This window comes from Clostridium hydrogenum (genome assembly GCF_021432385.1).
Taxonomy (GTDB): Bacteria; Bacillota; Clostridia; order Clostridiales; family Clostridiaceae; genus Clostridium_S; species Clostridium_S hydrogenum.
Map to the genome: position 1 here is coordinate 820033 of NZ_JAEACT010000004.1, position 14502 is coordinate 834534.

The following is a 14502-nucleotide window of genomic DNA, read 5'->3' on the forward strand; positions in this document are numbered from 1 at the left end:
CTCAGCCTTATGAACTCTAATCGCCAAAGTTTAAAAATTTGTTATAATATAAGAGAATGACTTGCTACAATTTAAAAAGAAAATATGGAGGAAATTTTATGAACTTAAAAGTATTGTGGACAATATCTGACAGTATGGGTACAGTATCCGATTTAAAGATGCTCAAGCTTATAAAAAAAGATTTCAATATAGATGTAATTACAGCAGATAGAGAGGATAAAACTTCCCTAGGTTTCGCAGTGACAGGGAAAAAATATATTATACCAAATGGAGCTGCTCCAGATTATATAGAAAAAGTCATAGCTATATGCAAAAAAGAAAAAATAACTACTTTAATTCCCCAATATGGAGATGAATTAGTTACCTTGTCTCGTAATCTTGTTTTATTTAATAACCTTGGAATAAAAGTACTAGTAACACCAGATGTTGAAAAGCTCACTATTGCCAATAGCAAAACCGCCTTATATGAATATTTTTCGCTCAACAACTTTATTCCTAAATATAAAAGTGTGAATACATTAAAAGAACTAGAAAACGCTATATTTGAGTTAGGCTATCCAAAAAAGCCAGTATGTATGAAACCTGCTGAATCTGAAGGCAGTAAGGGTTTTCACATAATAACTAATGAAAAAATAGACATATTAAACGAAAGACCAGGAAGTGCAAAAATAAGCTGGGAATTATTAAAAAATCAATTACAGCAATATAGTAAACTACCCAAAATACTTGTTATGGAATACCTACCAGGTACTGAATACAGTGTGGATTGTGTATGCAAAGATGGCGAAACTATTATGTGTATTCCACGTCAAAGAGTAGAGACTTCTATGGGCGTTGCCATTGAATCCATTTTAGAAAAAAATACTGAAATTATGGATATGTCAAAAAAAATAATAAAAGCTTTAAACCTTTCCTACAATATAAACATACAATTTAAATATTCAAGTGAAGGCAAACCAATGCTAATTGAAATAAACCCACGTGTATCAGGTTCACTTGTTGCAAACCTTGGAGCTGGTGTGAATATGCTAGAACTTGCTTTAAAATTAGCTTATGGATTACCTTTGCCAGCTGTAGATGTAAAATGGGGCACAAGGATGATGAGGTACTTAGAGCAATTATATTTATAAATTTAAACTATTTGGTTTTATATATATTTTTAGTTCATAATATATATAAAACTAGATTAAAATTTCCTATTCGGTAATTATAAATATAGAAAGGAGCTGCAACGAATGGCTAATATTACTGAAAATAAATTATATACCTATTCTGATTACTTAAATTATCCTGAAGGTGAGCGTATTGAAATTATAGATGGTCACATATATCGCGTGGCTGCTGCACCATCAAGAATACACCAGTCCGTTATTATGGAACTTTCAACAATAATAAATAGTTATATTAAATCCAACAATGGTTCATGTAAAGTATATTCAGCACCGTTTGATGTAATACTAAAAAATGATGATGAACAAGTAACTAGTAGCAAAAATATAGTTCAACCAGATATATCTGTTATATGTGATAAAAGTAAATTAACCGATAAAGGCTGCACTGGTGCTCCTGATATGATTATTGAAGTTGTATCACCATATAATTCAAATAGTGATTATATTAGGAAGTTAAATTTATATTATCAATTTAAAGTACGTGAATACTGGATAGTAAATCCTATGGAAGAAACCATATTAGTTTATAGCCTTAATGAAAATTGTGAATATGCTGCTCCAAAATCCTATACCTTCAAAAATACAATAAAAGTCGGTATATATGATAATCTTGAAATTGATTTTAATGACTTAGATTTATAAAAGCAATTCACAGTTCTCAAGGAAAGAAATTTCATCCTTCATGTGAACTGTGAATTGAAAACATTGCTGTCAGGATAAACTTTGACTTTTCAATTTTGAAGTTTCAAACACGTTATCTCTAATTGTGCTTTTTCTTACTTTATTAGTACCTGAGCCTTTCTAAAGATATCTTGTCCCATATTTTTCTATCTTCATAAGGATCATTTTCCACTTTGCATTCATTGTCAAACACCATAACTTCTCTTTTTTCAATATTAAATTCTGGCCAATATGGCAACTCTTCTGTGTTTGGATTACCATTTTTAGCAAACGCTATCCATGCCTGGTGCATTTTATCTGCTAGCTTTGTATCTTCATCTGCTACTCTAAATAGTTCTGAGGTTTCTGTATCAAATTTGTGCCAAACATATGGAAGTTCTAAAGCATGAAAAGCTCCGAGAACAGGATGTTCATGGTTAAATTTGTATACATATACAGATGAATTTTCAGATAATATCTCACTGTATTTCAATGTAGGATAAATAATAAAGTAGTATGACATTATTCTAATGTATGTCTCCTTATTTATTCCTTCTTTTGAAAAATAGTCATAGAGTTCTGTCCATAGCTCTCCAAATTGTTCTTTAAGTTGATCATGAATTTCATCATCAGTCATTTTATTAAACATTGGATTCATGCCTGTAAAAAGTTTAACTTCATCTTTATTTGAACCACATATAATCGAAATGCCACTTGCGGCTCCTTTTTCCATCATCTTTTCGGGTGCTTCAGGTATTGTAATTCCATCAACCACTGGATAAAGTGATTTGCGCGGCAGCTTTAAAGACGCATTTAAAATTTCCTCTGCTGGCAATTCTAATAATTTTTCAAATTCACCTGATTTTATGTTAAGTGAATTCATAATTTTCTTGGTTACTCTAACCGCTTTATCAGTATCTATTGCTAAATTAGGTGCACTTTCAATAATAGCTTGATTAAATAGCCCCTTTGCACCAGGCATTACAAGAAGATTTCCTACACTCCCTGCCCCTGCCGACTCACCAAATATTGTGACTTTGTTAGGATCTCCACCAAAAGCTTTTATATTCTCTTTTACCCATTTCAAAGCTGCTATTTGATCAAGTAAACCACAGTTTCCTGAAGTTTTATATTTCTCTCCTGCAATATCTGCCAAATATAAAAATCCAAAAGCTCCTAAGCGATAGTTAATAGTTACAACAACTACATCACCTTCTTCAGCAAAAGAAGTACCATCATATAGTCCATCATATCCTGAGCCAACTATATACCCACCACCATGAATCCATACCATAACTGGGCGACGCTTGTCATCTGTACCTCTTGACCAAACATTTAAGTACAAACAGTCTTCACTTACATCATCTCCCTTATCTCCAGTAATTGCTGTTTTTCTAGGTTGCATTGCACTTAGTCCAAATCTTGTAGCCTCGTAAATTCCCTTCCATTCATTAGGTTGTTCTGGTGGACAAAATCTCAATGAACCAACTGGTGGCTTCGCATAAGGTATTCCCTTCCATACATATACGCCTCCAACCTTTTCCCCTTTAACTTTTCCATAACTAGTATTAACTATTGTTTCTTCAAACATGATTTTCCCCTCACTTTCTAACTTTATTACTTCAATATTTAATTAACTGATTTTCAAAATTTTTTTCTATACTATGCAGAAAAGTGTAAATAAAAATTCGTACCAAACATAGTAATTATTAAAAATAATATATAAAAATTATGGTCACACATGAGAATATAATTCACACGTGTGACATTTACTTTCAAATATAGTATAATACATTTCTAAAGAATATCAATACGATTTAAGCAAGTGCTACATATAAGGAAATGTGTGACACTTTAGGAGGTACACTTTGAAGGAGAAAAAAAATAGAATTTCTGAACAGTCTAAAAAATGGCTAGTAGAGGCTTTATTTGATTTAATGAAGGAGAAGCCATATTCTGCAATTTCAGTAAAAGAAATATCTGATAAAGCACAGCTATCAAGAAGAACCTTTTATCGTAATTTTAACATCAAAGAAGATTTATTATCCGAATATATTAATTATCTAATTGAGGAATATATGAAAAATATAGAAAGCCTTAATGATCTAACCATTGAAAACACAATAATTACTTATTTTGAGTTTTGCAGCAAACATATTGAAGAGTTAAAATTACTAAAGAAAAATTATTTATTCCACACAGTTATGGAGCAATTAAGCTTATATATGCTTGATATAAATAAATTTAAAACTGAGTGGCATAATTTTAGTAATTCCGTGGAAAAAGATTATATTTGTCGCTTTAACATAGGTGGTCTTTGGAATGTATTATCAAAGTGGGTGGACAATGATAAAAGAGAATCACCTTCTGAAATGGCTAAAATAATTTTAAAGGCAATTGGAAATCTTTCAAATTCAATTTAATTTTTTATTTCTAATGGTGGTTAGCTTTCCTTTTATTTAGGAATAATAATTATTATTTAATATTTATTATTGACTTATCTTTTGTTTTATTATATACTTTAATCATAGAAAAGATAAGCAAAGAATGTTTTACCATAATATTAAAAATATAAATTATTTGTTGATTATATATAAGGAGTGAATGAGTATGAAAAAATTATTTAGATGTACTGTCTGTGGATATATAGCTGAAGGAGATACAGCTCCAGAAAAATGTCCTAAATGTGGAGTTGGCGCTGATAAGTTTGAAGAGTTAAGCGCTGAAGATGCAGAAAAAATTTATCGTTCCGATAGAACAAATGATATCCATATGGAAATTATAGCTTTAGCTGCTAAAATAGTAGCTTTAAGTGAAGAAGGTATTAAGGACAATTTAGATCCAAAGTGTGTAGCTGCTTTTAATCAAGCTAAGAATGAAGCTTGGATAATAAAGCAAAGATCAAAAACAGAATTGGCTGGACATATGAAATTAGGAAAGTGGTAAAGCAATGCAAAATAGGTGCATTGCAGGATATTAAATAAAATTAATAAATCTAAGACAAAAAATTTTAAAAGCCTAAGAAGTTTCAATAACTCGCTGAAAAGATGCTCAGACAATTGAAACATCTAAGGCTTTTAAAATTTTTCATCTAAGATTTGTACAATTTTATTTAAATCATCCTGCAACACACCTATTTTGCATTTACAGTAGTGTAAGGTAAGAACACATACCAGAGGCTTGGGCGTAAGCCCATTAAGATTCTTGAACCTATATTATTAATTTCTAGTGCTCCATTTCAAAGACATAAATTAATCAAAAATATTAGCGTGCCTACGGAATTTTGGAATTGTACAGGAGCAATTGAAACATCTACGTACACATACTAAAAGTTTAGGCGATAGACCATGTAAGTTCATTAGTCCAAGCTTGTTAATTTTTTTTAAACATGTAATAATTTTATGTGTTACTAAAACCTTGATTATTCCTCTAAGATTTATATGATGTTATTTAAATCGTTCCACAACACTATTACTTCGCATTTACAGTGGGTTAAGGTGTATACTGATAATGAGGACTTGTAAAATATTGCGTTGTAAAAATATTTTATAATTGGAGGGGTATGACGATGGTTATTTTGATTGGTGGAGTTAGTTGCACAGGGAAAACAGTGATGGCTCAAAATTTACTTGAAAAATATAAGATTCCATATTTATCTATAGACCATATAAAAATGGGGTTGATTCGTGGAAGTAAATATTGTGACTTTTCTGCAACTGATGATGATAATGAACTTACATATAAACTATGGCCCATAATAAAGGGTATAATAATGACTAATATCGAAAATGGACAGCACATAATTATTGAAGGATGCTATTTACCTCCAGAGTATATTAGTGATTTTGAACCTAATTATTTAAAACAAATAATTGCTGTATATATAGGTTTTTCAAAGAATTATATTGAAAAACATTTTAATTCGGGAATTCTTGAGCATAGAAGTGAGATAGAACAAAAGGAAATTGATGCTGATTATGTGAACAAAGATAATTTTATTAAACTTCATTCTCAAGTCAAAGAACTTTGCAAGAAAAATAATGCCAAATTTTTTGAAATTAATAATGATTATGTAGTAGAAATGAGTAATGTATACAAATGGATAGATGGACAAGTAAAAACAAAGCTGCAATCATAATAATCTTATTTGAAACATGCTAAAATTTTTTATATATTTCACATAGAAATTAATAGCAAAGAAAAAAGTGCCCCATCCTCACAAAATTAGCACTTTTTTGAGATTAATTTTTCATTTTGGCTATGCTTTAATATATTAAGAATTTGATGCCATAAACATGCCACTTCTTGTATTTATCTTAATTGCTCCTGCTTTATCAATTTCTGCCTTTACATAATCATAAAAACCATCAAATGTACCTTTTCTAGTATTCATACCCGAAGTAACATAACCTACTACTGGCTCAGCTTTATCAACCACAATTTGTCCATCAAATTTTTCTAACTTAACATTATTAAAATATCTCTTTAAAATTTCAGTTCCATTTTCAATACCAAATTTATCAGCAAATACTTTTTGAGGATTATACTTTGTATCTTTATTGTATCCATTAACTAAATCCCTCAATTCTTTCATATTCTCACTTCCATTAGTAGAAACATAAAACTTTCCATTAGGTTTAAGCACCCTTTTAATCTCTGAAAGTGCCTTGTCTATATCAGGAACATGGTATAACATATGCCTTGCTATAACAACATCAAAGCACTCATCTTCATATGGTATATCCTGCACATCAATAATCTGATATTTTATATTTGGGTTATTTATATTTTCTTTTGCACCTTTGAGCATTCCTTCTGATAAATCAGATAAAGTTATATCTAAATTTTTCTTTATCACCTGCTTATTTTTCGTCCATAGTAATCCATTCCCACATCCTAGTTCTAAAACTTTGCTGCCCTCTGGTATGTTCATCTTCTCAAAGCACCATACATGCCAATCAATTTTATTAATATTAAAGCTGTGCAAATTTATTCTTGCATCTAAGTTGCTGGAGTTTTTATATTGTTCCTTAACTAAATTGGGATTATCAATTTTATTTTCCATGACTTATTTCACCTCATCCATTAAGTATTTCAAGCTATTATCAATCTTATTATAGTCCGCTTCACCATCTTTTGAAAGTGAACTACTTTCAAGTGTTAATGTTGTAAAAGCTCAATTACTAAGCTTTTTTTCATATAATTTAAACCAATCGAGTCCGTATTCTCCATATCCTAAATCAACTGTATCGATATATTTAAACCCGCATCTTTCATATAGCTTAATTGCTGGCATATTTTTTTCGTAAACATCAAGTCTCAGCGCTTTACAATTATTTTTAACAGCATGCTTAGTCGCAAAATCCATTAATGCTTTGCCTATACCGCACTTTAAAAAATCTGGATGAACTGCAAAGGTATATATAACAAAAACATCTGAATAATCAGATTCAAAACTCCATTTAACGTTGTAATATGCCTCTTCAGGTTTATGCCTTAAAATAATAGAACCAGCTATTCTTCCATTATGCCTTGCAACATAAAGCGCTCCCTCACTAATTCCACTCTCAGCATCTTGTCTAGCAGGATATATTCCCTTCCTCCAGCCAGGATAATTTATACCTTTTTCCAAATAATCATTTAAATCATTATAAAGCTGCTCTAATTCATCAATATCATTTACTGCTCCTAATTCAATATTTATATCCATTATTTTATCAACTCCATCGATGTTTTTATCCTAATAGTATCATTAATTTCCTATTAAAAACAACCGCTTATTTAATTCATAAATAAAGTGTATCATGCTATTGATATGATGTTATAAGCTCCTATCAACTTTCTTTTAAAGCATAGCAAATTCTTTTGGTTGAAGCAAAGGCCACAAAATTCTAACATCAGCTATTTAATAAAAATGAGAAAACATATTTAGTTACTTTCTCTTTTTATAATCACTTATGGATAAATAAATATAAATCATTCCAAGCAATATAAAACACACTGCAAAGACATACCATTTTCTAGTCAAACCATATATACCTTCAAACAAGAAAAGGAGGCTTACAATTAACCATATTAACCAGAATTTAAAAGTCACGTCGCTGTTGCCTTTCCCATTTTTCCTTATTTTTTTTATTCGAGAACCATATGCTAAATAAGGCATAAAGGTAAAAGTAAATGGGAAAATACTTAAAATAAACAATAAAAAGATAGGTATAAATATAGGTTTTATAAAAACCTCTGAAACAACTGATAAAACTGCAAGAGTAATAAGAGCAATTGCGAAATAAATACTTCCCCTTTTCATCTGATTCCTTATACTAGAGTATTTATCCATTTCCGATGCACATTCGGTGTATATGGGTTTTGTTCCTACTGGTGCTGAAAATATGTGCATCAAGTTACCTGAAGATACAACATGTGTCCAACCAGCCTCTGTAAATAAATCAAAATATTCTTTAGTTGCCTCCTCCTGATAATCTAAACTATACTGTATATCTTGTGCTTCACCCTTTCTCAGTTTATAAAAAAGCCCTGATATACCTTCTAATATCCATCCTTCTTTTGCGTAATCTCTGAGTTTTTCCATATCACTGCTTTCACTAAAAGCAAAGCCTCTTACCATAACATACTTATTTTTCATTCAAATCCCCTCCTATCCTACTTTAAAAAATGTTCAGCAAACCTAATCATGCGCTTCTTTCGCTCAATTTCCTTTACTAGCATTTCACGCCCCATTTCTGTAATTTTATACACCTTTTTATTTTCATCTGATGCTTCATTAATTTCTATAAGTCCAGCCTTTAATAATTTCTTTAGTGTTGTATATAGCGAAGCAGGTCCAATAGACACTTCATTGTTAGTTAAATCTTCAATAGTTTTCATAATTAAGTATCCGTGTTTTTCTTCTATAACGCTTGCTAAAATATAAAAAGCTGAATCTGTTAATTCTCCTATATCAATAGAACCCTTTCTCGGCATAGCTTTCCTCTTTCCTAATTTTTACTTTATATCATTAAATGATATATTATTTAATTCAATATATCATTTAATGATATACTTGTCAATTAAATATCTGTAAAATCATGGATATTAAAAAAAATGGCTATGTTTTAAAAGAATATTGATATGAGCTTATGACATTAATGGACTCTAAGAATCCATAAAAGTCAACACATCACATCAATATTCTTTTAAAAATAGCTAAACTCACTACAGGATAAACTTGGTATTTGCAATTTCAATATTCCAATTTCTCTACCTATACTAAACTTTAAATATCCTTAAGGATTGAATTTGTTATCTCTAAGCAAATTCTTGCTGATTCATCAAATACATTTTTAAATTCAGTTGCTCCACCAGTAATACTATCAGATATAGTTTTTATCAATAAGCATGGAATTTTATTCTTATTACAAGTTAGCACAATTCCAGCAGCCTCCATTTCACAAATATCTGCATTATACATATTATGTAATTCTTCTTTTTTCTCTTTTCTTGAAATAAATTTATCTGCCGAAGCACAAATTACTTTTCTTAAGGATGGCTCAATTTCAACAGCTTTGTCCACAATTTCTTTTGTTGTAGGTATATATGCGCTTGGATATTCAAGATATCGCCCAACAGCACATCCATCAGCCTCTGAAGTATCGAAATCATAATGAATAACGCTTTCAACAATACACGTTTTTAACACTGCCATCTCCTGCGTTAGACCACCTACTATACCAAAGTTTACAATTAAATCCACATCAAATTTTAATATTAAAAACTGCGTCGCAATAGCAGCAGCAATTTCTCCTACTCCACTATGAATAACAAATAAATCATTCTCACCTAATTTATATTGATATACTGAATATGCCCCAAATTCCAATTTCTTAATAGATTTTCCATACTTTTTTAATGCTACCTCTATTTCAACAGCAACAATCATTCCTATTTTTTTCACTATATTCCCCTCCTATATATATGAACTATTGGTTTTATACTAAAATACTATTATAAATTAATTCTTTAATTTTCGTCAATATATTCCTATATATGAAATATAATCCTAAATATTTAGGAACCATTTAAAGGAATATCCCCAATATTAACGCGCTATATTTTAATTTGCGTTAATTATCAGTTAATTCCCCTGTCTCAATTGTATAATTAAAAAATTTATATTATACTTAACTAAAGATAATTACAATTTATCGAGGAGAAACCAAAGTACAAAGTACAGAGTACAAAGTACAATGAAGGATGATTTTTCTCCGTTATCACTGCGAAAAATCTGAAAACTTATTTTTTTATTGCTGCGCAATAGCGCCATACATGGCGTTCAGCGAAGCTGAAACCATTTAAGTTTAAGATTTACCTGAAAGAATCGAAAGGTAAATCATCATTCTTTGTACTCTGTACTTTGTACTCTGAGTTAAATTGTAATTTGCCAGGATAAACATAATATTTGCAATTTCAAGTTTTAAAATAGAAGTTGTAAATTTTCAGGAGGAAATTTTATGTTAAGTTTTACTTGTGATTATAATGAGGGTGCACACCCAAAAATATTAGAAAAACTAACCATGACAAACTATGAACAAACAGTTGGCTATGGAGAAGATGAATACTGCAAAAAGGCCATAAGTCTTATTAAAGAAAAATGCAAATGTAAAGACATTGATGTTCACTTTTTTGTAGGTGGAACTCAAGCAAATCTCACGGTTATTTCAGCTGCTCTTAGGCCACACCAAGGTGTAGTTTCAGCAACAACAGGACATATTAATGTCCACGAAAGCGGTTCTATAGAAGCCACTGGGCATAAAGTTATTTCTATAGAAAGCAAGGATGGCAAAATAACTGCTGATGGAGTACAAAAAGTTTACGATAACCATTTTAATGACGGTTCACCAGAACACATGGTTCAACCTAAATTAGTGTATATCTCTAACCCTACAGAAATAGGTACTATCTATTCCAAAGCCGAATTAACAGCACTAAGCGAAACTTGTAGGAAAAATAATCTTTTCTTATACATGGATGGTGCTCGTTTAGGTTATGGTCTTTCTTCCGAAGAAAATGACCTTGATTTACCGACTATAACTAAGCTTTGTGATGCTTTTTATATTGGTGGAACTAAGGTAGGTGCCTTATTTGGAGAAGCTTTAGTAATTACTAACAATGCTTTAAAATCTGATTTTAGATATATACTTAAACAAAAAGGCGGCATGCTAGCTAAAGGAAGGCTTCTTGGAATACAATTTATCACACTCCTTGAAGATGATTTGTATTTTAATATGGCTAAACATGCTGACGAACTGGCAAAGTTAATTAAAGCTGCTTGCATAAAGAAAGGCTATTCGTTTCTTTCCGAATCAAGTACAAATCAACAATTTCCCATTATGCCAGACTCAGTACTTGAAAAATTAAAACAAAATTTTCAATTCTCCTATTGGGAAAGAATTGATGAAAAGTTCAGTGCAGTCCGCTTTTGCACAAGTTGGGCAACTAAAAAAGATGATGTATTAAAGCTAATAGCTGCAATTGAAACAGTATAATACTTAATCAATTCACAATGCACAGTTCACAATGCACAATGATTGATGATTTTTCTCCGTTAACACTACGAAAAATCTTATAATTTATTATTTTTAAGATTTTCTGCTTCAACAGAAAATCCTCCTACATTGTGAATTGTGCATCGTGAATTATGAATTAATTTTAAAAGGGAAGTGAATTCAAATGATATCAACTGATTGTATAACTGCCGTAGTTAGCTCCATGCAAAGATAGTAAAATATGAAAAACTTTTGCTTGGAGCCAACGTAAAGTATCTTCAAAATTTATTTAGTTTTTCATATTTTATTCAGTCTTTGCTTCTTAATTTACAATTAAATTTAATATGTAGATTGGAGCGAAAATTTATGAAATATGAAAAAGCACAAAATATCCTCCCTCAAAGTATAATTGAAATAATTCAAAACTATACTGATGGTGGATATATATATATACCTAGAAAAAATGAAAATAAAAAATCCTGGGGAGAAAATACTGAAACCAAAAGCTATCTCAAACTAAGAGACAATGAAATTTTTAGCAAGTATTGTTCTGGAATACCCGTTAAAATCCTAGCTGAGCAGTATTTTTTAACCGAAGGAAGTATTAGAAGAATTATAAGAAAAGAAAGAACAAATTGCTTGTCACCATAATTATTTTCTAATATAAAAACCATTTTCTTGTACCACAACTTTGTTTCCAATATTTAAATAAGTTCGTATTGCAAAATTTAGAGTTATTAACTTTTGATAGTTGAGCTAGTTTCAATATATATTAAAAACTTTGAAAAACAAGGGTGTAGTACAAAAACTTAAATAATAAGTGGGAGCTCTGCATAAAAAAATGATGTGAGGAATAACATTGAAGAAATATTTAAATAAAATTTTATAAATCTTAGGGACTAAATCGCAAAAGTCTTAGAAATTTCAATTGTTTGAGCTGCCTCTTGCGAGTTATTGAAAGTTCTTAGAATTTTGCGATTTAGTCTCTTAGATTTATTAATTTTATTTAAGATTTCAAGATGCTATTAATCGCATCATTTTTATGCAGAGCTCCCACTTATTATTTTGTTTTGCACTACAGCCTTTTGAACTAACTATAAATATCGGAAAATTCAATATTAATATTCTCCACATTTGATTGACTTTTAAAATCCTTTTTAGCTCGTACCTCTTTATTCTCTAAAACAAGCTTAGCAGGCAAGGATATTATAAACTCTGTACCTTCACCGTATTTACTCTTTACTTGTATTGTTCCGCTATGAAGTTCAACTAAAGCTTTAACTATAGTTAACCCTATACCACTTCCTTCATGACTTCTATTTAGAAGCGGATCTATTTGCTTAAATCTTTGAAAAAGCTGCGATATTTTTTCTTTTGGAATTCCTCTTCCTGTATCCTTTACTGAAATAGTAACTTTATCGTTCTCACAATGTAAAGTAACGCTAATCATATCTCCTGGCTTAGTAAACTTAACTGCATTAGAAATTAAATTAAGTAAAATCCTCTCTAACTTCTCAGCATCAAACGCCATAATTTTCTCTTCTTCATCCGTATCAAATATAATATTCCTAGACATATGCTCTACATATGCAACAGTAGATTGGGTTATTTCCTCTGCAACTTGTACTATATTTTCATTTTTCATATCCAATGTCATAAAACCAGAATCAATTTTGGTTATATCAATTAAGTTATTTACTAGTCTAACTAATCTATAACAATTTTGTTTTATACCATTTGTATAATTTTTTACTTTATCAGTATTTAAATTTTCACCCTTATTTATAAGTACATTCAATAGCTGAACTGTTGAAAATATTATGTTTAAAGGTGTTCTTAATTCATGAGACATATTGGCTATAAATTCCGTTTTTAACTTATCATATTGTACTGTTTCTTCTAAAAGCCTACTGTTTTCTGCTAGCATACTATTGAAACTCTTTGCTAATATACCTATTTCATCATTGCTTTCTACATCACAGCGTACTGTCAAATCACCCTTTTCAGCTATTTCCATGCATGTTTTCAGTTTGCTAATTGGCTTAAGCAAAGTATTAGCCAAAAACACTGCTATAATTCCTGCAAAAGCAATTATTATAAGACCTGTAACTATGGTAGTTACTATTATTGAATTATATGATGAAGCCAATTCTTCATAATTAACCATAGTAATTACATATAAATGCCATGGTTCAAAATATTTATAGTAGCCTACCTTCTTGACTCCTTTATAAGTATATTCAATTATTCCACTTGTATTTGAACGCATTTTTTTAACAATTTCAGAACACCTTACATTCTTTTCTTTTCCATATGGATAAATAACTTTATTACCTTCCGAATCTAATACACATGCATAACCTGTCTTTCCCAATCTAATGCTACTTATTGTTTTATCTAAGTATTTACTAATAACCTTATTTCCTATACCTATTGCCCCTATAACTTTCCCATTTTTATCTTGAAGTGGCTTCAATCTTGTTATATACCCAGTACCGCGAACTGTAATATCACCACTATACTCTTGCTTGTTAATTATTTTTTTATAAGCATCAGATTCACTAGATATATATGTACCTATTACTTTTTTATCACCATCAAAAATTGTGCTAGAAACTCTTATAAGCTTGTTATCATACAATAAAAATATAGTTGCAATGGTACCTGTAGATTTTTTAAGCCGCTCCACTAAAGTATCATCTAAAGACAATCTCTGTTCTCCATCATATAAAATTGGTAAATTGAATTGTCCAACTTTTATACTTTTACTATAATCTACTCTTAAATACTTAAGATTATTTGATATGGTATCTGCAAAATTTAAGTCACCATAAGATTTTTCTATAAGTAAATCATTTCTTACACTAAGCGTTGTTTTAATTGACTCTGTTAAACGCTCATTCTTTTCATTTACCTCATGAAAAACCTCTTTATAAGATTTCTTGGCAATTAAAAAACCTAATACACTTACAGCAAATATAATTAGACATAAATAACTTATAATAAGTTTACATTTTACTTTCATCCTAAATACTTCTCCTTGGTTAACTCTATATATATTAATTCTTAATTTATCATTTATACACACATTTATATTATATCAGTATTTTCTTGAATTGGTTTAATAA

Annotated in this window: 14 protein-coding genes; 7 read left to right on the top strand and 7 right to left on the bottom strand. The window is 30.0% G+C overall.

What is annotated here, in order from left to right:
• Positions 1–98 precede the first annotated feature (98 nt).
• Positions 99–1130: an ATP-grasp domain-containing protein gene (locus CUEA01_RS22020; RefSeq protein WP_234124303.1), complete on the top strand. Its 1032-nt coding sequence runs from the start codon at positions 99–101 to the stop codon at positions 1128–1130.
• 105 nt (positions 1131–1235) lie between these two features.
• Positions 1236–1814 (top strand): Uma2 family endonuclease, encoded by a 579-nt coding sequence (locus CUEA01_RS22025; RefSeq protein WP_234124306.1) that lies wholly within the window; start codon positions 1236–1238, stop codon positions 1812–1814.
• Positions 1815–1956: 142 nt separating this feature from the next.
• On the opposite strand, the gene CUEA01_RS22030 is transcribed toward CUEA01_RS22025, so the two are convergent.
• Positions 1957–3423, bottom strand: coding sequence for a carboxylesterase/lipase family protein (locus CUEA01_RS22030; protein WP_234124308.1), 1467 nt, complete (start codon positions 3421–3423; stop codon positions 1957–1959).
• 277 nt (positions 3424–3700) lie between these two features.
• On the opposite strand from CUEA01_RS22030, the gene CUEA01_RS22035 reads away from it, so the two are divergent.
• The 3 genes from CUEA01_RS22035 (at position 3701) to CUEA01_RS22045 (ending at position 5970) form a co-directional block, all read left to right on the top strand.
• Positions 3701–4255, top strand: a complete 555-nt coding sequence (locus CUEA01_RS22035) for a TetR/AcrR family transcriptional regulator (protein WP_234124310.1) — start codon at positions 3701–3703, stop codon at positions 4253–4255.
• A gap of 187 nt (positions 4256–4442) precedes the next feature.
• Positions 4443–4778 carry a rubredoxin-like domain-containing protein gene (locus tag CUEA01_RS22040; protein ID WP_234124312.1) on the top strand — a complete coding sequence of 112 codons (336 nt, stop codon included), beginning with the start codon at positions 4443–4445 and terminating at the stop codon, positions 4776–4778.
• A gap of 622 nt (positions 4779–5400) precedes the next feature.
• Positions 5401–5970, top strand: coding sequence for a 2-phosphoglycerate kinase (locus CUEA01_RS22045; protein ID WP_234124314.1), 570 nt, complete (start codon positions 5401–5403; stop codon positions 5968–5970).
• A gap of 135 nt (positions 5971–6105) precedes the next feature.
• Here the strand turns inward: CUEA01_RS22045 and CUEA01_RS22050 are convergent, their stop codons facing one another.
• From CUEA01_RS22050 to CUEA01_RS22070, 5 genes are all read right to left on the bottom strand, one after another.
• On the bottom strand, positions 6106–6897 hold the full coding sequence (locus tag CUEA01_RS22050) for a class I SAM-dependent methyltransferase (RefSeq protein ID WP_234124316.1): 792 nt from the start codon (positions 6895–6897) through the stop codon (positions 6106–6108).
• 111 nt (positions 6898–7008) lie between these two features.
• A complete protein-coding gene (locus CUEA01_RS22055) occupies positions 7009–7542 on the bottom strand; it encodes a GNAT family N-acetyltransferase (RefSeq protein WP_234124318.1) in 534 nt (177 codons plus the stop codon).
• Between the two features lie 222 nt (positions 7543–7764).
• The gene (locus CUEA01_RS22060) at positions 7765–8475 is read right to left on the bottom strand and encodes a DUF2812 domain-containing protein (protein ID WP_234124320.1); all 711 of its coding nucleotides are present in this window, start codon (positions 8473–8475) and stop codon (positions 7765–7767) included.
• Between the two features lie 17 nt (positions 8476–8492).
• The gene (locus CUEA01_RS22065; RefSeq protein ID WP_234124322.1) at positions 8493–8813 is read right to left on the bottom strand and encodes a PadR family transcriptional regulator; all 321 of its coding nucleotides are present in this window, start codon (positions 8811–8813) and stop codon (positions 8493–8495) included.
• A gap of 292 nt (positions 8814–9105) precedes the next feature.
• On the bottom strand, positions 9106–9783 hold the full coding sequence (locus tag CUEA01_RS22070; protein WP_234124324.1) for a 5'-methylthioadenosine/S-adenosylhomocysteine nucleosidase: 678 nt from the start codon (positions 9781–9783) through the stop codon (positions 9106–9108).
• A gap of 556 nt (positions 9784–10339) precedes the next feature.
• On the opposite strand from CUEA01_RS22070, the gene CUEA01_RS22075 reads away from it, so the two are divergent.
• Positions 10340–11374, top strand: coding sequence for a threonine aldolase family protein (locus CUEA01_RS22075; RefSeq protein WP_234124326.1), 1035 nt, complete (start codon positions 10340–10342; stop codon positions 11372–11374).
• Between the two features lie 315 nt (positions 11375–11689).
• Positions 11690–12025, top strand: a complete 336-nt coding sequence (locus CUEA01_RS22080) for a CD3324 family protein (protein WP_268906375.1) — start codon at positions 11690–11692, stop codon at positions 12023–12025.
• A 439-nt stretch (positions 12026–12464) separates the two neighbouring features.
• Here CUEA01_RS22080 and CUEA01_RS22085 read toward each other — a convergent pair whose 3' ends face one another.
• Positions 12465–14399: a Cache 3/Cache 2 fusion domain-containing protein gene (locus CUEA01_RS22085; protein ID WP_234124330.1), complete on the bottom strand. Its 1935-nt coding sequence runs from the start codon at positions 14397–14399 to the stop codon at positions 12465–12467.
• Positions 14400–14502 lie beyond the last annotated feature (103 nt).

Bases quoted from the DNA above. Each gene is read 5' to 3' on its own strand.
- CUEA01_RS22065 (WP_234124322.1), bottom strand. From the start codon at position 8,813: ATGCCGAGAAAGGGTTCTATTGATATAGGAGAATTAACAGATTCAGCT.
- CUEA01_RS22050 (WP_234124316.1), bottom strand. From the start codon at position 6,897: ATGGAAAATAAAATTGATAATCCCAATTTAGTTAAGGAACAATATAAA.
- CUEA01_RS22055 (WP_234124318.1), bottom strand. From the start codon at position 7,542: ATGGATATAAATATTGAATTAGGAGCAGTAAATGATATTGATGAATTA.
- CUEA01_RS22075 (WP_234124326.1), top strand. From the start codon at position 10,340: ATGTTAAGTTTTACTTGTGATTATAATGAGGGTGCACACCCAAAAATA.
- CUEA01_RS22040 (WP_234124312.1), top strand. From the start codon at position 4,443: ATGAAAAAATTATTTAGATGTACTGTCTGTGGATATATAGCTGAAGGA.
- CUEA01_RS22045 (WP_234124314.1), top strand. From the start codon at position 5,401: ATGGTTATTTTGATTGGTGGAGTTAGTTGCACAGGGAAAACAGTGATG.
- CUEA01_RS22025 (WP_234124306.1), top strand. From the start codon at position 1,236: ATGGCTAATATTACTGAAAATAAATTATATACCTATTCTGATTACTTA.
- CUEA01_RS22030 (WP_234124308.1), bottom strand. From the start codon at position 3,423: ATGTTTGAAGAAACAATAGTTAATACTAGTTATGGAAAAGTTAAAGGG.
- CUEA01_RS22020 (WP_234124303.1), top strand. From the start codon at position 99: ATGAACTTAAAAGTATTGTGGACAATATCTGACAGTATGGGTACAGTA.
- CUEA01_RS22085 (WP_234124330.1), bottom strand. From the start codon at position 14,399: ATGAAAGTAAAATGTAAACTTATTATAAGTTATTTATGTCTAATTATA.
- CUEA01_RS22060 (WP_234124320.1), bottom strand. From the start codon at position 8,475: ATGAAAAATAAGTATGTTATGGTAAGAGGCTTTGCTTTTAGTGAAAGC.